This is a genomic window from Sphingobacterium ginsenosidimutans (assembly GCF_039536865.1).
Lineage (GTDB): Bacteria > Bacteroidota > Bacteroidia > Sphingobacteriales > Sphingobacteriaceae > Sphingobacterium > Sphingobacterium detergens.
Genome location: NZ_BAAAZK010000008.1, coordinates 563314 through 585211, shown reverse-complemented (window position 1 = coordinate 585211; position 21898 = coordinate 563314). Strand labels below are relative to the sequence as shown.

The window sequence follows — 21898 nt, the reverse complement described above, 5'->3', positions numbered from 1 at the left end:
CAATGCTTACTTTTTACTTACAACAAACTCCCGTCGCAAGTGTTATTTTCTTTTTTACGCTTGTTACGAGTATCTATACCTTTTCTCATGAGCAGCTTTATGGTAAGTTAATGCTCCATCCGTATAGTATCGCGCGTAAACAGCGCTTGTATACAATATTAACCAGTGGTTTTATCCATAAAGACTGGGGGCACCTGCTGTTTAATATGATCACTTTTTATTATTTCGCATTTGGATTGGAACAGATGCTGGCACAGGCAAGTCCCTATGGACATCTTCTCTTTGCTGTCATTTATTTAGGAAGTCTGGTGCTGAGTGACATTCCGACGATTATCCAACAGAAAAATAATTACGGTTATTACAGTCTGGGTGCTTCGGGCGCTATCTGTGCCGTTTTATTTAGCTATATCCTTTTTAACCCGAAGATGACTATCGGAGTCATGATGATTATCCCAATGCCAGCTTATTTATTTGCCTTTCTGTTTCTGGGTTATTGTATTTGGGCTTCCAAAAAAGCACAGGACGGGATTAACCATGATGCGCATTTCTTTGGTGCATTATCAGGACTGATCTTGACCATTATCTGTTTTCCTTGGGTCATAAAACATTGTCTGGCACAGTTCTAAAATTTTCCGCCCCAGGTTTCCCTATCCAAATTTCTATACTGGATCGCTTCAGCGAGATGGTGGTTTTCGATCGTTGGACTATTTTCCATATCGGCGATGGTACGGGCGACTTTTAATATTCGATCATAAGCCCTCGCGGAAAGATTTAGACGATCAATAGCTGTCTTTAATAGTTTTTTTTGCGATTCGCCGATCTGACAGATATCTCTGGTTAATTTGGTGCTCATGTGTGCATTACAATGAACATCTGGATAAGATTCGAATCGTTGTTTTTGAACCAACCTCGTTTGGATGACACGATTGCGGACTGTCAGGCTATTTTCAGAAGAAGCTGAGGCACTCAGCTCATCGAAAAGTACTGGCGTGACTTCTACATGGAGGTCAATCCGATCCAATAATGGACCCGATATTTTACTTAAATAACGCTGAACAGTGTTGTTGCCACAGATACATTCTTTTTCGGGGTGATTGAAGTATCCACAAGGGCATGGGTTCATGGCGGCGATCAACATAAAGCTGGCAGGATAATCTATGGTTAATTTTGCTCTTGATATGGTGATACTTCGGGATTCGAGTGGTTGTCGCATGACTTCAAGGACACTTCGTTTAAATTCAGGAAGTTCATCCAGAAATAGTACGCCATGATGTGATAGTGAAATCTCGCCGGGTTGAGGATTGGAGCCTCCACCCACCATGGCTACATCAGAGATGGTATGGTGAGGGGCGCGAAATGGCCGTATCGTTAGTAAGGCGTCTTTAGCTTTAAGGTTTCCCGAAACAGAGTGAATTTTGGTTGTTTCAAGCGATTCGATCATATTGAGGGGCGGTAATACCGTTGGTAATCTTTTCGCTAACATCGTCTTCCCCGCGCCTGGGGGACCGATTAGAATAACATTATGTCCTCCAGCAGCGGCTATTTCTAATGCTCTCTTGATATTTTCCTGTCCCCGAACATCTGCAAAATCAACATCATACTTATTTGTTTCAGTGTGAAAGAGAGATTGGATATCGACTTTCGTTGGAAGGATATTTTTTGAGTTATTAAGAAACTGTACCACCTCTGTTAGGTGTTCGACGGCAATCACATCGATGCCAGCAACGATGGCTGCCTCCTGTGCATTTTGTTGCGGAAGTATAATTCCCTTAAACCCGTCATTTAATGTCTGTAAGGCAATAGGTAATACGCCTCTGATAGGTTTTATGCTACCATCCAGGGATAGTTCTCCCACGATCAGATACTGTTCCAATAGCTCATTTGGAAGCTGTCCCGAGGACGCGAGTATACCGATAGCGATCGATAAATCATAACTAGAGCCTTCTTTTCTGATGTTAGCTGGTGCCAAGTTGACCACAATTTTCTGTCGTGGCATGTGAAGTTGGCAGGAAGTAATAGCGCTTTCAATACGTCTGAGGCTTTCTTTGACAGCATTGTCAGGAAGCCCGACTATATAATAATGTAGTCCAGTAGAAACAACTACCTCAACTGTTATGGTGCATGCCTCAATCCCATAGACGGCACTACAATAGGTTTTGTTTAGCATAAATTCTATAATCGGTTGATTTAAAGATACTAAATATTAAATCATAAATAATAATGCGCTAGTGAATTATTGTAAATCGATTACGAATTGTTGAAAAATGACTATATTGTAATTATATAGATTCTAGTTAATAATGAATAATCGCGGTATTTGGCAAACGATTTGCTTTATAAATTGTATTATTATCGAAGACTAGATTCATCGTGTAATAGAATTAGAACTTTAAAACGAAAAAGAAATGAATGACACAAGTAAAGTAGCTTTGGCGTTATTGGCAGGTCTTGCTGCAGGTGCAGCTTTGGGAGTTTTATTTGCTCCGGACAAAGGATCAGATACAAGAGATAAGATCAATGATTCATTAAGCGATTTGAGTGATGCTATTCGTGAGAGAGCTGAAGAACAATTCGATCAATTGAATGAGTTTAAAGAAAAAATTGTCTCCACCCTAAAAGGTAAATTAAACCAGGCAGAGGAGATTGTAGACGATGATATCATCGAGCATGCATAAGAAGCAAATTGTCCCTCAGGACAGTTTTGGGAGATACATAGAATTATAGGCTATTTCAAAAGGCTGAATATAAATATTCTATTGAAGTTCGTATAGACTTTTGAGATAGCCTAAATAAAATTAAGATGCATGGAAGAAGAAAAATTTTCACTTAGTGGTACTTTTCAGAAAACAAAAGAGTACATAGATTCCCAGTTTAAGCTCGTTAAATTGAAAACAATCGAGCGATCATCGCGGTTGATCGCGAGTTTGGTGGTGGACGCGACTAAATTGATATTCACTTTGTTTGTTGTCTTTTTCCTGTGTTTGGCTTTGGGATTTTGGCTAGGTGAGCTATTGGGAAGTTATTCATTGGGATTTCTGGCGACAGCAGGCATTTTTATGGTTATTATCGTAATTATACGGATTTTCGAACCTGCATTGGAATCTAAGTTTATGGATCTTTCCATCCGTCGCTTTTTGGCCAAGTGGAATGATGAGATCGAAGAAGAGGAAGAAGAGTTGAGAAAAAACGAAAAATTTGATAGAGAAGGGACTACAAATGAATAACAAGCAAACGAAAATACGCAATTTACAGGAGCTTAAGACTGAAATCGCTCGTTTAAAGGAACTCAAAAATGAACAAGAGGCTTACCTGAAAACACAGTTTACTTTATTTAATAACAAGATCGAAGCTCCGATTCGTTTTTTCAATTCATTAAAAAATAATATTCCCGGAGTCAATATCATTCAGCAATTATTTGCGAAAAGTAACAATCCTGATTCGGATTGGCTGACAAAAACCTTGCGCATAGGTGTTCCTTTTGTGATGAACAGGCTGTTTTTGAAAAACGCAGGAATGCTAAAAAAAGCGTTAATGTTGCTGCTATCGGAGCGTGCTGTCGGCCAGATCAATCAGGATAAAATCAGTGGATTGATAGGTAAACTCAGCAATTTTATCCGTCCCAAAAAGAAGAAAAAGAAAGCCTCACAAATTGAAGGGGAGGTTCCTCTAAAAGATGAAGTCAATGAATATGGAATTCCTTCCTATAGTGAAACCTACTAGGAAGTTGCCTCTTCTTTACTCAAAAAATCCTCGTAAGCTAATTTAATTCCCTCGCGAAGATTGGTTTTATGCTTCCAGCCTAAGGCGTGTAATTTGGATACGTCCATTAATTTGCGTGGTGTTCCGTCAGGCTTACTTGTATCAAATGAGATTTTGCCGGTATATCCAATGACGTCCTTAATGAGTTCGGCAAGATCCTTTATGCTTAAATCTTCACCGATGCCGATATTGACGAACTGTTTCTCATTATAGCTATTCATCAAAAATACACAGGCGTCAGCTAGATCATCCGAGAAAAGAAACTCCCTTAAAGGAGTCCCCGTACCCCAAATAACCACTTCATCTAAGTTATTTACCTTTGCCTCGTGAAATCTACGGATCAGGGCTGGTAAAACATGCGAGTTCTGTGGATGATAATTATCATTGATACCATAGAGATTAGTTGGCATAACTGATATATAGTTACAACCATATTGATCACGAAAAGCTTCTGCCATTTTAATACCAGCTATTTTGGCGATGGCATAAGGCTCATTGGTAGGCTCTAAGGTACCTGTCAACAATAAGTCTTCGTTCAAAGGTTGTGGTGCCATTTTGGGGTAGATGCAGCTTGAACCTAAAAACATCAACTTTGTAACCTCATTGTCGTAAGAGGATTTAATAACGTTATTCTGTATCGCCATGTTTTCGTAGATGAAATCTGCGCGATAGGTATTGTTTGCCATAATCCCCCCAACCTTAGCGGCTGCCAGGAAAACATAATCAGGTTTTTCTTCGTTGAAAAAGTCAGCAACTGCTTGTTGATTACGCAGATCTAATTCTTGAGAGGTACGGGTCACGATGTTACTGTATCCCAGTTCTGTTAATTTGCGATATATTGCCGATCCGACCATTCCTCGATGGCCTGCTACGTAAATTTTAGCGTCTTTTTCCACGATAAGTTATTGATTCCTGCAAATATAAGGTTATTTTTGCGGGATATTAATTAAAAAATGGGAAAGGATAAACTACGTAAATTTGCCGAAGTAGCGACTTTTGAGAATGTCATCCAGCTCGATGCCGGCAAAGAATATAAAGGAAAATGGGCTGAGAAACAATTTGGAAATGCAAACCCGGTTGTTTTGGAACTTGCCTGCGGTAAAGGAGAATATACAGTTAATTTGGCGCGCTTGTTTCCGGAAAAGAACTTTATCGGGATTGATTTTAAAGGCAACCGTATCTGGCGTGGCGCAAAAACCGCGTTGGAAGATGGTATCAAAAATGTCGCATTTTTACGGATACAGATTGAAACGCTTCTTGAGCACTTTGCTGAGAATGAAATTGATGAAATTTGGATTACCTTTCCAGATCCACAGCCGCAGGACAGTCGCGAAAAGAAGCGCTTGACAGGCCCTAAATTTTTAGACCGTTACCAGATTGTCATGAAGCCAGAAGGGATGATGAATCTAAAGACAGATAATGATGGCTTCTATGCATATACTCTTGAGCAAATAGAGTTACAGAATCTGAAGAAATATAAAGAGACGACAGATCTGTATCACTCGGACTTGGTCGATAATGTTTTATCAATCAAGACATACTATGAGAAAAAGTATCTTGCTGACGATAAGAATATAAACTATGTGAAATGGAGCTTTGAGAAACGCTAACATCAAAGTTTTTATTGTAAAAGAAAGAAACTGTCTCCTACATTTGCATGATGCAAGCATAGGAGACAGTTTCTTCTATTTCAGTTCATCCAATCCTTTATTGACAATTTCTGCCCTTTTATAACATTCCTGAGATCGAGTATGAAGAGCGTTGAAAGAATTGAAAATGACCTCTCCATATTCATTGTAATTATCCTGTACGTCATTGACCTCAGCCAATACTTCTCTAAATTCCTCCTGGTCGCGATCCAGAGAAACAATGTCGACCTGCGCACCCAGGTAGTTTTTGTAGATCAGATGGATGTCATTCCACAGCGCTTCATTTATCCAGCCTTCTTTTTCATAGATCATCTCGAAATGAGCATTGAACCACTGGTATTCCCTAGATACATCATCGTGGAGATCCTGAATGTGCTGGTTGTGATATATTACCCCTTTATAGAAGTCTTCCAGGTCTATACTTATTTCCGTTACTTCATCGTGCTTATCGAATGGAAGCACCGAGGGATCCTTGATCTTGAGAAATACCTCAAGAATATCAAGATCCTGTTCGATAGGGAATAACAGGTATTCGAGTTCGGCAATCTCAAAATCAATTTCTTCCAAAGCCTGATTGTGCTGTTTGAGCTGCTGCAAGGTATCCCAGGTCAGATCGTGCATAAGATAATGGGCCGCTCTTTATTCATTTCTTCTCTTTCTGCCTTTCTCGAAAACCATGGATATATTTTTAATCAAGGCAGAATTAGCTTAGCGTGCTGTGTGTTTTTATTGCGATATGTATTTTAAATAACTTCGATTTGCTTCGTTTTTTAAGAAATATTTATTATTTTCGATACTATTATAGTAAATAACCAAGGTAAAGGCTTGCTTTTTTTTAGACCTAATGCGTGAAATTCCTGTCTGTAATGAATTCTTATGCATTTTTATATGATGTAAATCGGGCAAAATGTTTCTTAAAGGAAATTATATTCGAAACAATTGTTAACAGAAAGAAAACATTAAGTTAAAACAAACTTTTTGTTAAGAGTATACTTTTGTCCCAAATTGCAAATTAACAATTTACACTAATATCTATGTTTAGTATTAACCCTATCCAAATTAATCTAAGGCACTCATCCTCGAAAGTGCTATTTGCAGCGCTGGCAGTTGCTTGCAATCTGGATGTAGCTTCGGCGGCTGTTCCAATGGACAACAGCCATGGAGTCACACATAATTTTAATCAGGGGAAGATTAAAATTAAAGGAAAAGTTGTAGATAGCAAGACACAGGAGCCCTTAGCATCGGTATCTATCCTTGCTGGCGGGGTAGCGAAGGGGACGACTGATCGAACGGGGCATTTTGAAATAGAGGTTGAGACCGGTGCTTTGGTCCGTTTTCAATTGATTGGTTATGAGGGGCAGACCAAGACCTTTGCAACAGCACAGTCAAATGCTCAAATCGCATTAAATGTTACTTCCGAGGCATTGAATGAAGTAGTTGTTACGGCGCTGGGTATTCAGCGGGAGGAGAAAGCACTTGGTTACTCCATTAGTACCGTGAAGGGGGAGGAATTGACCAATGCAATTTCAAACAACTGGACAGATGCATTGACTGGTAAGGTAGCTGGTTTAAATCTGGTTAAATCTGGTGCAGGACCGTTGGGGTCAAATAAAGTTATCCTGCGTGGCGAAACATCCATGACGGGGGACAATGATGCGCTTATTATTGTGGATGGGATTATCATGGGAGGTGGGACTAAAATGACAGGGAATGGGAATTCGGCCTATTTGGATGGTGATTCACCCGTAGATTTTGGCTCTTCTTTGGCTGATATTAATCCTGAAGATATTGAGTCAGTTTCAGTTCTTAAGGGGCCTGGTGCTGCAGCATTATATGGGTATAGAGGGTCTCGTGGTGCAGTCATTATTACGACTAAAAAAGGGAAGAGTATACGAAATAGAATAGGGGTTACTGTCAATTCAAATACTGCAATCGGGACAATTAATCGATGGCCTGATTATCAGTATGAATATGGGCAAGGTGCTATAGGACAGGACTTGTATTACTCCTATGGTCAATCGGAAGATGGTGCAAGTACGTTGAGCACCTCATCTGCTTGGGGACCTAAATTTGATGGTCAATACTATTACCAATATGATCCCGCTAATTATAGACAAACACCTGCCGAACGTACACTTTGGCGACCTTATGAAAACAATCGCAAGGACCTATTTCAAACGGAGCTGACTTCGACAAATTCCATTAGTGTTTCCGGATCTACAGATAAGACGACAGCGCGCTTTTCTTATACCAATGTAACCAATAAGTGGATTATTCCCAATATGGGCTATAATAGGCACACAATTGCAACGCAATTTAGCAGTAAGATCACCGATAAATTGACCTTGTCCACAAAAATTAATTTTAATAATAGAGGTTCTGACAATTTGCCTAATAGCGGTTACAATAATCAAAGCTATATGTATTTTGTTCGGGGGATTGTGCCGAATATAGATGCGGCTTGGTTGGATCAGAATTGGCTTCCTGGCAAGGAGGGCATTGAGCAAATGACACCATTTTCCAATTTACTGGATAATCCGAGAACGATTTCTTATGATATGGTCAATGCGCAGAATAAAAATAACCTGATCGGAAACGTGCAGTTGGATTATAAATTCACCAATGAACTAAGTTTGATGCTCCGGACAGGAATCGATATGGGATATGACAAACGTAAGCAGTCAAGACCTTTTGATACTTATAAATATGCGTTTGGTTACTATCGTGAACAATCTATTTATGCCGAGGAACGAAATTCAGATTTTTTATTACAATATAATAACCAACGTTCGGAAAACCATCGTTTTGGTGTTTCAGCTGGGGGAGCCTTATTAAACAACAAATACATTAAAGATGATGCATCAGCAAATAGTCTGATTTATCCAAACCAGTATAAGTTTGCAAATGCCAGAGAAAGGGTGCTATATGATCCGTATAGGGCGGAGTACGCTATTCATAGTGTCTATGGTTTGGCAAATTATAGTTATAAAGAAAGATATTTTATTGACTTTACGGGTCGCGTAGACTGGGCAAGTACATTGGCTTCACCTAAAAGAAATGAAGTTAAGCCTTTCTTTTACCCATCGGTTAATACAAGCTTTATCCTAAGTCAAATCTTTGAATTGCCGAAATCAATCAACTATTGGAAATTACGGGCCTCTATTGCTGGAGTAGGAGGGGGAGGAACCAAACCCTTTAATAACTTTTATGGATATAGCAGTGTGATCGGATTTAACGGTGGATTATCTAATCCTTCGACAGTTCCTGATGAAAATTTGCAAGCCGAAAATACCTTGTCTTATGAACTAGGAACCGACTTTCGGATGTTTAAAGACCGAATAAAACTGGATTTGACTGTATACAGTACATTGATGGACAGGCAGTTAATCGAAACGCCTGTAGACCCTTCCAGTGGTTATAGACGAAAGTTCACCAATGGTGGGGAAGTTAAAACTCAAGGAATTGAGATTGCTTTATCGGGAGATATTTTGAAAAGCCAGGATAAGTTAAACTGGAATATGTATGGGAATTTTACCCATTATGATTCGGAAGTCGTTTCTATACCGGCTTCGCTTGAAGGGAGACTTATTCTTTCTACATTGTTTGGTAGCCGCGGCACGATAGAGGCTATACCAGGGCGTAGATTTGGTGATATCTGGGGACTAGGTTATGAAAGAAACCCAGATGGAAAGATCATCTATGCTGATGGTGTACCTGTATTGGCACAGGAAAGCCGTTATATTGGTAATCCCAATCCGACCACGAAATTTGGTTGGGGCAATGAATTCAAGTACAAAGGTTTCCGTTTTAATTTCCTGTTTGACGGACAGTTTGGCGGGGTAGGTTATTCATTAACGCATGCTGTTCTGATGGAAGAGGGAAAATTAAAGAAGACGCTTCCGGGGCGTTATACAGGGATTATTGGCGACGGCGTTGTGCTGAATCCAGATGGAAGTTATAGCAAAAATACGGTCGTTGCAACAGCTGGAGATTATTATGCAAGACATTTTAATCGTGACAATCTTGAATCAAATACGTTTTCTACTGACTTTATCAAACTGCGGGAAGTTAGACTGGATTATTCATTGCCGAAATCTTTTTTAAGTCGTTACAAAATTGAAAAGGCATCTATCGGTTTATATGGACGGGATCTTTTTGTATTTACTAAATGGCCAGCTTTTGATCCAGAATTTGCTTCTTTGACCGGTAGTGGAATTGAGAAAGGAGCTGAAATTGCTCAGTTTCCTTCGACGCGAACAATGGGTGTGAACCTATCATTTTCATTTTAATTATTGACGCTATGAAAAAATATATCCGTATAACATTTTTACTCATACTCGGGAGTATAGTATTCCAGAGTTGTACTAAAGATTTTGTAGAAAAGAATACCGATCCTAATAAAGTTTCTGCAGTAGCACCGCAAAGCTTGATTGCACCGGCTTTGGTTAATGTGTTGAGTACTAATCTATCTCGTAATTTAAGAATCAATAACGAATTGATGCAGGTTACAGTCACAATAAATGATAATTTGGAAATTCAGCGCTATGAGATTAGACCATCGGAATCGGAGTCAAGCTGGACTGGCTGGTATGTGCAACTGACGAATATTAGAGATATATATCAGAGGGCTAACGACGCAAAACAGGTCGGTTATCAGACTTATATGGGTATTTCCTTGGTCATGGATGCATGGGTAAGTTCGCTTATCACGGACATGTATGGTGATGTACCGTATTTCGATAGTAATAAAGGTTTTTCCGAAGGTAATCTCACCCCCAAATTTGATAAACAGGAGGATATCTATAAGGATATTTTCCGAAAACTAGAGGAAGCGAACGCCCTATTGAAAGAAAATGTTTTGGTAGAGTCGGCCAATAACGCGATGGATCCAATTTATAGTTCAGATCCGACAAAATGGCGCAAATTTGGTAACTCCTTGTATTTGCGTTTGTTATTGCGGGTTGCACATAAAACAGAAACGAATGCTGTTGCCAAGATTAAGGAAATATTGGAGACTAATGCTGCCGAATATCCGATTATGCAAAGTAATGCTGAAACAGCCGCATTGTATTATACCAATGTACAGCCTTATATGAATCCCAATTATAATGTGCGCGATATTGATTTTAATGGCACTAGGGGGTATTCTGAATTTTTTATTAATAATTTGATGGACCTGGGCGATCCTCGTTTGAAGCTTTGGGCTACGGAGGCTACTCTAGGTGTCTATGGAGGTATGCAGTCTGGTTATGCTCGCGGAAATGTTCCTGAGCGTCAATCTACACTCCTCGCAGCGCTAAAGTCAGATGCGCACATGGGAAATATCATGAATTATGCTGAATTGCAATTTATCATAGCGGAATGTGCCCTGCGGAAATATGTTGAGCTTGATGCTTCTGAGGCATATACAAAAGGAATCAATGGAGCGATGGAATATTGGGGAACTACTGTTCCACAGGGCTATTTGGCAAATCCAAAAGTGATCTTTTCGGCTGAGGATTCCGAAACTCAAAAGCTAAAAAAGGTGCATCTGCAAAAATACTATGCGATGATGTTTACGGATTTCCAACAGTGGTATGAATATCGTCGAACACAGTTGCTAGATCTGTACAAAGGGCCAGGTTTATTAAACAATGGAAAGATGCCGGTCAGATTAAATTACCCAATTATTGTCCAATCGCTTAATAGGGAAAATTACCAAGATGCGGTCGGTCGCATGGGCGGAGATGGAATAAATGAAAAAATGTGGTGGCAACCTACAATCAACTAGTTCATGAAAAAATTAAAGTTAGTAATATGGACTGCGTTGGCGATGTCAACGCTCCTGACAGGCTGTAAAGAAGATATCAATGAGTCAATCGGAGAATTAAATCCTGAAATATCATTGTATACATTACGCAGCCTCTATAAAAATACGGACCTACAGCTCAACGAATCAAGTGCGCTTGGCGCAAAGTACGTGAAGGCGCTTGTGGTTTCACGCGCTGAGAATAAGAATTTGCCCGAAAATACCATTGCTGTTCAGAATATTTGGCGCAATCAACGTAGAGGAATATTAGTAGAGGTTACTGATGCCTCGAGTTTCAAATTTGGTGACTCTGTTCAGATCAATATCGATGGTACAAAATTGGTCAAAAAATCTGGTCTAATGGTTTTATCGTCCGTTAATAATCAACAGGTCAATGTCTTTGCCTCAAATAAGGATGTTGCTCCATTGGCCGTATCGGTCGCGAACCTCAATGCGAAATTCGACGAATTTGAATCAACTTATATTGATGTTACTGCTGATGTCGAGCCAGAGCCTGCAACCGGAACAGCCCTAAAAGGCGATAAGATCTTGATGGATGGAGATAAAAATGAGATTACCTTACATACCGAGGACAATGCAACATTTGCGGCACAGTCTATTGCTCCCAGCGCCTCTTTCAGAGGAATAGCATTCAGAGAGGGGGATAAATTGCAAATCCGAATGCAGGACTACTCCGACATGGCCTATGCAAGTGGTAAACTATATGCTGGATGGCCGGAGACTTTTGATGCTGTAGACGCGAGTGTGAAAGGAAGTTACGATATGGGCGAAAAGAACGACGTGTCTTTCCCAACTGGGCAATGGAAGTTATATCAGGCAATATTGGGTACTACTGCTGGTCGTGACCGAATTGTTTCCGGTAAAAATGCGATACGCATGCAACAGAATTTAAGTGTGGATGGTCATGTACAGATGAATTTTGATGTACCAAATGGCGCTTCAAAAGTGACACTTTGGTATGGTTCATATTATACAGATCGGTCATGCACGTTTAAGCTGGAATATTCTACCGATCAGGGCGCGACTTGGAAGCAAATAGGTGAATCCATCGCTGACGCACATCCAACTTCGCAGAGTATGAATTCAAAACAGACTGTATTTTTAATGAATGTTCAAGGAGCTGTTCGTTTCCGGGTCACCAAGCTTGGATTGGGAACCAGCAACAATGTCATTAATAATGGAAGGCTCGGCCTGGATGATATTGCAATCTATAAGAGTTATTAAGTTGAACGACTGATTATGTAAAAGCCCTGTGTAGTGAAGACTCCACAGGGCTTTCTGTTGTCGGCATATATTTTCTAAACTCCTCATAAAAATTCGTTATCTTCATAGTAACTATAAACGAAGACTTATGAACTTAACAGACTTAGTTACAGGAGGAGTTGGCTCGAAAGCAATAGAAGCCATTTCTAAAATGACAGGCGTCAGTGAATCCAAAGCAAAATGGATTGTGGCAGCGGCTGTTCCTTTAATGATTGCAGCATTGAACTACAATGCAAAAAACAAAGGTCAATCGGAAAACATTGACAAAGCGATCGATCAACATAGCGGTGGAGGTATCTTCGATAAGATAGGTGATTTATTTGGCCAGGGTGGATCTGACGACGGGAACAAGATTGTCAACCATATGTTTGGACAAAACACAGAGGTGGTGACACAGAATATTGCCGATAAAGCTGGTATTAGCTCTGCTCAGGTAACTGGGGTTTTAGCAACGTTAGCGCCTATTGTCATGAGTTACTTAGGTCAACAAAAACAGGCGTCCAGTGGCGGGGGTATTGGTGACCTGATCGGATCTGTTTTAGGTGCTGGTGGACAGCAAGGTGCTGGGGGTGGTATGCTAGGAGGGATTCTCAGTTCATTTCTAGGCGGCGGACAGGAAGAGCCTGCACAAGAAACACAACAGGCTTCTACAGGCGGTAGTATGACTGATATGTTGGGCGGTTTGGCCGGCAGCTTCTTTGATAAAAGTAACGATGGTCAATCCAAAGGAAATATCCTTGACTCGATCGCAGGAATGTTTGCGAAGTAAAGCAATCTTATAACATAAAAAAGTCGGTAACTGATCAGTTACCGACTTTTTTATGTTATATTGAATTAATTTTCTACCGTTACTTTAGGTGGAAAATTCTTATGTTTTCTTTTGCTGATTTTGTCTACATTAACAGGTTGAGGAACTTTAACATAGTATCCTGTACCATCATATTCTCGTTTATTCGGGCTTTCTTTGCAGGCAACAGAGCAACAGCCTTCCATTTCCCATCCGCATTCGTCACACTGCGTGAAATGCTCATTACATACCGGATTGGCGCAGTTGATCATCTTGGTCGTCTGTTTGCCACAATTGAAACAGGTTGATACGACCGATGGATTGACTGAGTTGACGTCTACTGTGACACGATTGTCAAAGACATAACACTGTCCTTCGAAATCTTCACCACCTGCTTCTTTGCCATATTTAATGATTCCACCATGCAATTGGTAGACATCCTCAAAGCCCTCTTTTAACAATAGGGCAGAAGCTTTTTCACATTTGATCCCACCAGTACAATAGGTCAATATTTTTTTGCCTCTATATTGTTCAAGCTCTTTGATTTTTTCTGGAAACTCGCGGAAGTTGTCAATGTCCAAAGTCACCGCATTTTTAAAGTGACCTACATTGTGCTCGTAGTTTGAACGCACATCTAATACAACGACATCTTCTTGGTCCTTCATCGCCAAGAAATCTTTTGGTTCCAGATGTATACCTGTTTGGCGGTTTGGATCGATTTCTTTCGGATCCCTTAGGCCAGAGTGCACGATTTCAGCTTTGTAGCGACAGTGCATTTTGATGAAAGAAGGTTCATCAACGTTGTCGATTTTAAATTCTGTTTTGTTAAAACGACCATCCGCATAAATTGCATCCATATATTGTTGACAAGCATCAGTCGTACCCGAAACAGTACCATTCAAGCCTTCATCGGCAACAATAATACGTCCTACTAAGTCAAGTGATTTACAAAATTCAAGGTGATCAGTCGCAAACTGTTCTGCGTTTTCGATAGGGCTGTAACAATAGTACAGCAATGTTTGATATTGTGTCATGATATTCATTGATACCGCTGCAAACGGCGTTTAATGCAAAAATAAATTCACTGCAAAGCTACAAAAAATAATAAATGGAAGGAAATGACCTTCGTCACCTTTTCTTCAAAGGTTCCAAGAGGTACTCCAAGCCGTTTAGCTTGATCTCATAAAGTGTGGCCAGTTGCTGTCCTAATTTACCTTTAGGAAATCCTTTTTGATTGTACCAGACCAAATAAGGCTCCGGAAGATTGCATAAGGTGTAGCCCTGATATTTGCCGAAGGGCATTTTAACTGTCACAAGTTCAGTGAGGATTTCAGGATTTAGCATTAGTCTTGGGGTTTTCCATAATTAATGCGGTACCAGATCGCTTTTAACGCGATGATCCCATGATTGAATAAATTGGGAATGGTGCCGTAATAGTGTTTGAAGATGGCGAAGCGTTCTTTTAGCGACTCCTTATGTTTCTGTTTTGACATCCCGCCCACGAGATAGCGCGCTACATATTGATGTGCATTAACAGATTTATTTGCCTTTTTAGCACAGCGAATGACCCAATCTATATCGGCGCATAGCTTATAATTGAGGTCATACGGTTCTGCAATACTCCGTTTGATATAAATCGCCTGATGACAGATATTCATGCCATAACGAAAACTCTTCCAGTCGAAATTTGCTGGTACTTTATGTCTTCGTTCACCAATAATAGCTCGATTGTCATCTACAAGTATCGTTTCACCATAGAGGATATCGGCACCATCACTGAGCTTCGCTAGATTTTCGATGCTGTTGAGATCGTATATTTCATCTCCGGAATTCAAAAAGAGAACATAGTCACCTGTAGCCAAAGCAAGGCCTTTGTTCATCGCATCGTAAATTCCTTTGTCTTTTTCAGATAATAAGACCGCAATTTTATCCTGATATTTTTGAATAACGGCTAAAGTACCATCGGATGATTCCCCATCAATGACGATATATTCAATATTGTCGTAAGTCTGGTTAGCAACAGATGTGATGGTATGCTCAATATCCCGCACATTATTGTAAACGACAGTGATGATTGAAAATTTTGGATGAGCAGACATGTCTATTTATTGAATTTGTTAATTTTTTTCTTGAGGAATCGGATGCCCCGATTGAATAAAGAACCTTTCCGATGTGCGTAGAAATATTTGATAGCTTCATACCCTTGTACATTCTCCGCTATTTCGGTAGGGAAAAAATGTACAGGATGATCTGCTAAAGTGACCTGATAGGTTGATTCTGCAGCTGTATGAGTGCCCGAACCATCGTTACCGATATTCTGTGTCATCGAATTCCTCGGATACAAAACTAGTCCATTTTTTTTGAATACCGAAGCGTACCAACGTATTGCCCAGGAGTTGATCCTTCCAGTGCGTAGCTCCTGTACCTGCTTCCAAAAGTTCTCTTTTCCTTCAATACTGAACTGATGAATCTGTTCCTCCGAAAAATCGGAAACAAGCTCATCTATGTTGGGGTTGAAATGTTGCCAAGCACGATCCCATGTTGCCCACCCCCAGCTATTGGCGACTCGAAAGAAAAACGTTTCAGGAAGCTCATTCAGATTTTTTACCGGATAGCCGTAGCCACTGATCTGCATGACCTGTTCGTCCTCTTTATAGCGGTTTAGTGCTTTATTAAAGTAATCGAGAGCAAATGCTGATGTTTCGAGATCATCTTCTAAGACTATAATCTGCCCATGTTCTTGCACGACTTTGGTAACACCGTCAATGACATTCGCAGCTAAGCCCCAATTTTTGTCCCGCTCGACAATTTTGATCTGTTTAAAATACCAGGGCTTTTTTATAATCCGACGTACCTCTTCTACAGCCTCAATCGCGCGCTCATCTTTTGCCGCATCCGAATAAATATAGAGAATAGTCTGGTCAGCATACCTGTTTCTCTCAAGTGCTGCAAGAGTCTTTAGCGTATGCGCTGGACGATTATACACAAAGAGTAAGACTGGAGCAAGACTGTTCATCTATCAAAAAATTTTGTTAAAAGCTTTTTTATTAGCCTGACGGGTATCACGGACTTCCATGGTCTTACCCAATAGTCTAAAAGCAATATTGAAATAACTTCTTGTTTCAAAAATACGACCTTTACCCAAAGAAGACAGCATTTTCTTTACGCTCGCTAATATCGCCATTGAGAAAGCCTTTGTAAACGTATAATTGATATTGCAATATTCTGTCAGATGATAGACGAATTCGCTCTTTAGAAAAGCTTTGCGATCTACTTGGCGCTGCTGTCTGTCGTGATAAGCCTTGGCATCTTCGGCTAATACAAAGTTTAATCCATAATAATGGATGCGGTTGGCATAATCTTTATCTTCTCCATAATGGAAGAAAATTGGAGAAAAACCGCCGACTTTTTTGATGACAGCTTTTGGTATCAACCAAAAAGCAGCATTGACGAATGAGCAGGTTCGGTAGGAATTTTCAAACTGCGTATGCTTCGTATAAATTGAGAACCCATGGTCGAGTTTTTCCTCCGTACCATCGTAGTGGATGGGGGAAATAATTCCAATGTTTGCAGTGTTTACCTTGATCAGGTTGGCGATGCAGTTTTGATCTACCCAAGCGTCCTGATTGACTAAAAAGGCGTAGTCATAATCTTCCTCGAGGGCGATAGTCAATCCAATGTTGTTGGCTTTCCCAAAACCGAGGTTTTCGGGACTTTCTATCAGCCTGACAGCAGGATAAGTTTCTTTGATGATACAGGTAGTATGATCCCTTGAGTTATTATCTATAACAAGGATATCCGTTGGATGGCTTGATAATAATAAACTGTGCAGGCATTTGTGAATCCAAGGTTCAAAATTATAAGAAACGATTATGGTGAGAATCTTGGCCATCTATTTTTTTCGGATAACTGTGATGAAATAGCTGAATAATTCCAACAAAATACTCGGCTTAAAGACTCTATTGACGATAATATATGCACATACAGCGACAGCGATAGTACTTGCAAACCGAAGGTACAGGTTGGCAATGGATGCGGTGGCATAGTGTGCTGCCAAACAGCTGATACCGGCTAATACAGCATATGAAAATACATCCTGAATTAGATAACGGAATGAATAGGTCATATAGGGTTTAGCCGAAGCGTACCAGACAAATATCCATAAGGCATTTAATCCGGAGGTTAAGGCGATGAGCATTTCAATGCCAAGCGATTTGCCAAAGACTAAAATAGCGATTTGAAGTAAACCAAAAACAACGATATTTCGCATATAGATCTGGGACTTTCCCTTGCTGATAATCAGGCTGGAGAAGACATTGCTTACTGAGTCAAAAGCAGCTCCAATACAGAAAATCTGAAGAAAGATAGCACTTTGCTGCCATTTTTCGGTTATTGTAATCGTAATGAAGTCTTGTGCAACGGTTGTTAAACCAAATAACATTGGAAAAGCCAAAAAAGCAGTAAAGGAGATGAGCTTGCGGAATACACGAACCTGTCTGTCCTTATCGTCTTCTATCTCACGTAGGATAGGTTGTGTGACGTTATTAACCATATTGGTTAAAATAGACTGCGCCATTTGGCTCCATTTATTTGGTTGAACAGTATATCCTAATTCTTCGGTTGTATAATGTTTTCCCAAAATTGCCGCATATATGTTTTTATTAATATTGATAAAAATATTGGTAACCAGTATTTTACTGCTAAACCCTAGAATATCGCGGATAGGACTGAAATCGAAGGTAAATGAGGGCTTGAATTTGGAAAAATACCAAAAGCCAAGCATATTAAAACCGCTATAGGAAACGATCTGGACCGCAAATGCCCAATAGGCATAACCTTTATAGGCTAAATATATACCAATTGTATTTGATAAGATAAGGGCCAAAGTCCCGGTGATCACTCTTTCCTTGATCTTTAAATTGCGGAAAAGGTAGGCGTTATGCGCAATCCCGAAACTTCCTAACCAGAAGGATAGAAAGGTAAATCGACTGAGTTCAACAAGTACCGGCTGGTTGTAGTACAGGGCAATGAGCGGTGCTGAAAAGAATAATACAATATAAATAAATGTACCTATTCCAACACTTGTCCAGAATACGGCATTGTAGTCTTTATGTTGAACTTCTTTTTTATTGACAATCCCATACACAAATCCGCTCTCTTGAAATGCTGAGGCAAGAACAGAGAATATGGTAATCATGGCTACTAAACCGTAATCTTCTGCTGTTAGTTTACGATTTAGTAGAATGCCGAAGCCGAAGCCCAAAAACTGCTGGATGATACTGGCCATACCACCCCATAGCAATCCTTTTGTTGTTTTTGATTTTAAAGAGTCATTTCCTGTTTGCGATGACATGCTAAATTAAATGAGCGGCAATATTAAAGTATTGCAATTGTATTCGCAAATTCTTTTAAGGAAACATCAGTCGGATTGATATCAGTAATCAAATAGGAAATATCACGTAGAGGTACCACTTTCATTTTTTGAACGGAATTAAGTTTTTCCGCAATACTGAGTATAGCAACCTTCTTAGAGCATTTGATCATTGCACGTTTGATTTGCACAACTTCCCAGTCGGAATCCGTTACCCCATCTTCTACAGAGAGTGAATTGGTACCCAGCAAGCAAAGATCTACTTTTAGGTCCGCCAATTCATTGGCCACCTGTGCACCTGATACAATATTTGTATTACGTGAAAGCTTTCCGCCAACCAAAATCACTTCAAGATTTGGCTTTTCAGCCAGTTCTAATGCAACTAGTGGGCTGATCGTAAAGAATGTACATTGAAGGTGGTCTGGAATTGTTCGTGCCAGTTCAATCAAGGTCGTTCCCCCGCCGACCAATACAGTCATACCATTTGAGATTAATGAGCTTGCCTTCTTGGCAATTTCTTTTTTCGCTTCTTTAGCGTAGACATTTCCGTCCTGAAAAGGAAATTGAAATGATTTGGAAAGCGCTCCACCGTAGACTTTTAAAACTTTGCCATTTTCTGCAAGCTCGTTCAAGTCACGTCTGATCGTATCTTCGGATACATTAAGTTGGACACTTAAATCTGAAGATAAAACTTTGTTATGTAGATTGATCTGATGTATAATAAATGCTTGTCTTTCTTCCTTTAACATTGGTCTTTGGTTTTAATCGGAGTTATTAAACTAGTTGAAAAAAAATCAGTTTAAATGTAGTGAAAATTATTCTTCCTTTTTATCAATTTTTGTTAAACCCGCTTTAAAGCGAGGTTTGAATCCTGTTGGCTTGCTAGCTGCAGTTTGTTCCGTTGTAGTATCATCATTCTGCTGGGGTTCAACAGTTGGATTGGCCATATTGCTTCCCGTTGGTGTTGCTTCTGGAGCCGCGGTTTGTTTCGCGTTCGGGTCTTCTGTTGGCGGATCCACTTCCTGTGTATCGTCCGTATTTGCTGCTGAGGGAACTACTGTCGATGGAGAATCAGTACTTGCTGTTTTGGTTAAACCAGCTTTGAATCTTGGCTTAAAGCCTGTTGGCTTTGATATCTCTGTTGCCGAACTTGTCGCGGATTCCGCAGGTGAGGATGTATTCGCTGTAACAGTGCTATCCTCGACCGCTGAAGGTGTAGTCGCATCCTCTACCGAAGAGTTTGCGGATTGAACAGATTCAGCCGCCTGTTTGTTATCAGCACTTGCTGTTTTCGTTATTCCGGCTTTAAATCTTGGCTTAAAGCCTGTCGGCTTCGATGCTTCTGTTGCCGCGCTGTCCGAGGCCTCTGCAGGTGAAGATGTATCCTCATTAATAGTGCTATCAGTTGTTTTCGTCACACCGGCTTTAAAGCGAGGAGTGAACCCCGTTGGTTTAGCAATTGCTGTTTCCTGCTCGCTGGGTTCTTTTTGCTGCTTGTCAACAGTGTTCTCTACTGCCGGCGGCTTTGTTTGGGAAGAATCCGTACTTGCTGTTTTCGTTACACCAGCTTTAAACCTAGGCTTGAAACCTGCCGGTTTGTTTGCTGCGGTTGTATCCGTTTCAGCCGTATTCTCCTGTTGTGGTTCAATGGATGGATTGGCTGGGCTACTTTCGGTTAGCGTTGGTGTTGCTTCTGGAGCAGCTGTCTGCTTCGCGCTCGGTAACTCTGCTGACGGAGCCATTTCCTGTGTCGAGCCGTTACTTGCTGCTTTCGTCAGACCTGCTTTGAATCTTGGCTTAAAGCCTGTCGGCTTCGGTGCTTCTGTTGCCGAGTTGTCCGGGGCCTCTGCAGGTGAGGATATATCCTCGTTAACAGTACTATCAGCTGCTTTCGTAACACCTGGCTTGAAACGGGGTTTAAACCCTGTTGGTTTAGTCGTTTCTGGCGCAGTGTCGTTCGACAAATCTGTAGGTGCGGCCGTCTCCTCGGCTGAAGTCGCTGTGTTTTTAGTGATTCCCGGTTTAAAGCGTGGCTTAAATCCTGTGGTAGAATTTGCAGCTGCCGTCGAAGGTTCTGTTGTAGGTTCCTCTTTCTGCTCAGCAGGTTCAGCTGGAGTTGCTGCCTTAAACCTTGGTTTGAAACCTGCAGGTTTTGCGGCAGTGGCATCTGTTACGGCCGGAGCCTTCTCAACAGGATCTGTTTGGATCGGTTTTTTGATAACCGCCGTTTCTTCTTCCGTCAGATGGTAACTTTTACGAAGCTTGTTGAACCAAAACTTCTTGCTATGATCAAAGCTTTTCTCGCCCATAGCAGAATAGTGTGCTCTGAACTCTTCAAATAAAGGTTCATCTGCAGCTTTTAAAGCTTTTAAATCAATTTTCTTTTTCGTGAAAAATTCTTCAAAAGTCATCCTGTTACGAGTTTGATATAGTCTATTACAAATGTAGTAATTTTTCTGACGGCGCTGAGAGGCCTTGCTATAAAAAAAGAGCGACAAGCGCTCTTTTTTAGATATTTTGTGAGATAAACAGCTTATGCCATATTATGGTATACCGCCTGAACATCATCATCCTCTTCGATTTTATCGATCATCTTTAATACATCTGCCGCTTGCTCTTCAGTAATATCAGAGTGTGATAAAGCAATACGCTCCAACTTTGCCGAGCTTACTTCGATACCTTTCTCTTCCAGCAATTTTTGCATATTACCGAAATCTTCAAAAGAAGTCTGAACTACAGCAACATCATTGCCTTCTTCATCAGCTTCAACGTACAATTCTTCCAAACCACCATCGATAAGTTCCAGTTCCAATTCTTCAAGATCCAATTCGTCTGTAGCTGCAAAGCGGAAAATAGACTTGCGATTGAAAATAAAATCCAAGGATCCTGTTTTTCCCAATGAACCCCCAGCTTTGGTAAAATAGCTACGGATATTTCCTACGGTACGGTTGGTATTGTCTGTTGCTGTTTCGATCAAAACCGGAACACCATGTGGGCCATAACCCTCATATACATATTCTTCGTAGCCTTTTGAATCTTTCTCTGAAGCACGTTTTATAGCTGCTTCGATACGATCTTTAGGCATATTTACAGCCTTAGCATTATGTATTGCTGTGCGAAGTCTCGAGTTGGTTTCAGGGTGAGGGCCGCTTTCTTTAACCGCCATAGCGATCTCTTTACCTAAACGTGTAAATTGCACGGCCATCTTAGCCCAGCGTTTGAATTTCCGCTCTTTTCTGAATTCGAAAGCTCTTCCCATT

At 40.5% G+C, this 21898-nt stretch carries 21 protein-coding genes; 9 read left to right on the top strand and 12 right to left on the bottom strand.

Annotated elements, in window-relative coordinates; translation table 11 throughout:
* Window positions 1–2 precede the first annotated feature (2 nt).
* Complete coding sequence (locus tag ABFX33_RS22775; protein ID WP_346088477.1) at window positions 3–626, top strand: rhomboid family intramembrane serine protease; 624 nt, start codon at window positions 3–5, stop codon at window positions 624–626.
* Here the strand turns inward: ABFX33_RS22775 and ABFX33_RS22770 are convergent.
* Entirely contained in the window at window positions 623–2167 is a 1545-nt protein-coding gene (locus ABFX33_RS22770; RefSeq protein WP_346088475.1) for a YifB family Mg chelatase-like AAA ATPase, read from the bottom strand. The genes ABFX33_RS22775 and ABFX33_RS22770 overlap by 4 nt on opposite strands.
* 238 nt (window positions 2168–2405) lie before the next feature.
* Here ABFX33_RS22770 and ABFX33_RS22765 point away from each other — a divergent pair, with 238 nt between their 5' ends.
* From ABFX33_RS22765 to ABFX33_RS22755, 3 genes are all read left to right on the top strand, one after another.
* Entirely contained in the window at window positions 2406–2675 is a 270-nt protein-coding gene (locus tag ABFX33_RS22765; RefSeq protein ID WP_104383581.1) for a YtxH domain-containing protein, read from the top strand.
* A gap of 129 nt (window positions 2676–2804) precedes the next feature.
* Window positions 2805–3224 carry a hypothetical protein gene (locus tag ABFX33_RS22760; protein ID WP_257096441.1) on the top strand — a complete coding sequence of 140 codons (420 nt, stop codon included), beginning with the start codon at window positions 2805–2807 and terminating at the stop codon, window positions 3222–3224.
* The gene (locus ABFX33_RS22755; protein ID WP_346088473.1) at window positions 3217–3720 is read left to right on the top strand and encodes a hypothetical protein; all 504 of its coding nucleotides are present in this window, start codon (window positions 3217–3219) and stop codon (window positions 3718–3720) included. The genes ABFX33_RS22760 and ABFX33_RS22755 overlap by 8 nt, the downstream gene beginning before the upstream one ends.
* Here the strand turns inward: ABFX33_RS22755 and fcl are convergent.
* The gene (gene fcl / locus ABFX33_RS22750; RefSeq protein WP_346088471.1) at window positions 3717–4655 is read right to left on the bottom strand and encodes a GDP-L-fucose synthase; all 939 of its coding nucleotides are present in this window, start codon (window positions 4653–4655) and stop codon (window positions 3717–3719) included. The genes ABFX33_RS22755 and fcl overlap by 4 nt on opposite strands.
* 57 nt (window positions 4656–4712) lie before the next feature.
* Between fcl and trmB the strand changes: the two genes are divergently transcribed.
* Window positions 4713–5369, top strand: coding sequence for a tRNA (guanosine(46)-N7)-methyltransferase TrmB (gene trmB / locus ABFX33_RS22745; protein ID WP_257096446.1), 657 nt, complete (start codon window positions 4713–4715; stop codon window positions 5367–5369).
* Between the two features lie 75 nt (window positions 5370–5444).
* Here the strand turns inward: trmB and ABFX33_RS22740 are convergent, their stop codons facing one another.
* A complete protein-coding gene (locus ABFX33_RS22740; RefSeq protein ID WP_257096448.1) occupies window positions 5445–6029 on the bottom strand; it encodes a hypothetical protein in 585 nt (194 codons plus the stop codon).
* 413 nt (window positions 6030–6442) lie between these two features.
* Here ABFX33_RS22740 and ABFX33_RS22735 point away from each other — a divergent pair, with 413 nt between their 5' ends.
* The 4 genes from ABFX33_RS22735 (at window position 6443) to ABFX33_RS22720 (ending at window position 13249) form a co-directional block, all read left to right on the top strand.
* The gene (locus tag ABFX33_RS22735) at window positions 6443–9697 is read left to right on the top strand and encodes a SusC/RagA family TonB-linked outer membrane protein (protein WP_346088469.1); all 3255 of its coding nucleotides are present in this window, start codon (window positions 6443–6445) and stop codon (window positions 9695–9697) included.
* Window positions 9698–9708: 11 nt separating this feature from the next.
* Window positions 9709–11178, top strand: a complete 1470-nt coding sequence (locus ABFX33_RS22730; RefSeq protein WP_346088468.1) for a SusD/RagB family nutrient-binding outer membrane lipoprotein — start codon at window positions 9709–9711, stop codon at window positions 11176–11178.
* 3 nt (window positions 11179–11181) lie between these two features.
* Entirely contained in the window at window positions 11182–12441 is a 1260-nt protein-coding gene (locus ABFX33_RS22725; protein ID WP_257096473.1) for a DUF5689 domain-containing protein, read from the top strand.
* 127 nt (window positions 12442–12568) lie between these two features.
* Window positions 12569–13249 carry a DUF937 domain-containing protein gene (locus ABFX33_RS22720; protein WP_346088466.1) on the top strand — a complete coding sequence of 227 codons (681 nt, stop codon included), beginning with the start codon at window positions 12569–12571 and terminating at the stop codon, window positions 13247–13249.
* A 65-nt stretch (window positions 13250–13314) separates the two neighbouring features.
* On the opposite strand, the gene trhO is transcribed toward ABFX33_RS22720, so the two are convergent.
* From trhO to ABFX33_RS22675, 9 genes are all read right to left on the bottom strand, one after another.
* Window positions 13315–14301 carry an oxygen-dependent tRNA uridine(34) hydroxylase TrhO gene (gene trhO, locus ABFX33_RS22715; protein WP_257097194.1) on the bottom strand — a complete coding sequence of 329 codons (987 nt, stop codon included), beginning with the start codon at window positions 14299–14301 and terminating at the stop codon, window positions 13315–13317.
* Between the two features lie 94 nt (window positions 14302–14395).
* A complete protein-coding gene (locus ABFX33_RS22710) occupies window positions 14396–14611 on the bottom strand; it encodes a DUF3820 family protein (protein WP_046673143.1) in 216 nt (71 codons plus the stop codon).
* Window positions 14611–15366 carry a glycosyltransferase family 2 protein gene (locus ABFX33_RS22705; protein WP_257096479.1) on the bottom strand — a complete coding sequence of 252 codons (756 nt, stop codon included), beginning with the start codon at window positions 15364–15366 and terminating at the stop codon, window positions 14611–14613. The genes ABFX33_RS22710 and ABFX33_RS22705 overlap by 1 nt, the downstream gene beginning before the upstream one ends.
* A 2-nt stretch (window positions 15367–15368) precedes the next feature.
* The gene (locus ABFX33_RS22700; RefSeq protein ID WP_346088463.1) at window positions 15369–16283 is read right to left on the bottom strand and encodes a glycosyltransferase; all 915 of its coding nucleotides are present in this window, start codon (window positions 16281–16283) and stop codon (window positions 15369–15371) included.
* Between the two features lie 3 nt (window positions 16284–16286).
* A complete protein-coding gene (locus ABFX33_RS22695; RefSeq protein ID WP_346088461.1) occupies window positions 16287–17159 on the bottom strand; it encodes a glycosyltransferase family 2 protein in 873 nt (290 codons plus the stop codon).
* A complete protein-coding gene (locus ABFX33_RS22690) occupies window positions 17160–18620 on the bottom strand; it encodes a lipopolysaccharide biosynthesis protein (RefSeq protein ID WP_120260409.1) in 1461 nt (486 codons plus the stop codon).
* Window positions 18621–18643: 23 nt separating this feature from the next.
* Window positions 18644–19387, bottom strand: a complete 744-nt coding sequence (locus tag ABFX33_RS22685; protein WP_120260408.1) for a DeoR/GlpR family DNA-binding transcription regulator — start codon at window positions 19385–19387, stop codon at window positions 18644–18646.
* A 66-nt stretch (window positions 19388–19453) separates the two neighbouring features.
* Entirely contained in the window at window positions 19454–21049 is a 1596-nt protein-coding gene (locus ABFX33_RS22680) for a hypothetical protein (protein ID WP_346088458.1), read from the bottom strand.
* 122 nt (window positions 21050–21171) lie between these two features.
* Window positions 21172–21897, bottom strand: a complete 726-nt coding sequence (locus ABFX33_RS22675; protein WP_120260406.1) for a YebC/PmpR family DNA-binding transcriptional regulator — start codon at window positions 21895–21897, stop codon at window positions 21172–21174.
* Window position 21898 lies beyond the last annotated feature (1 nt).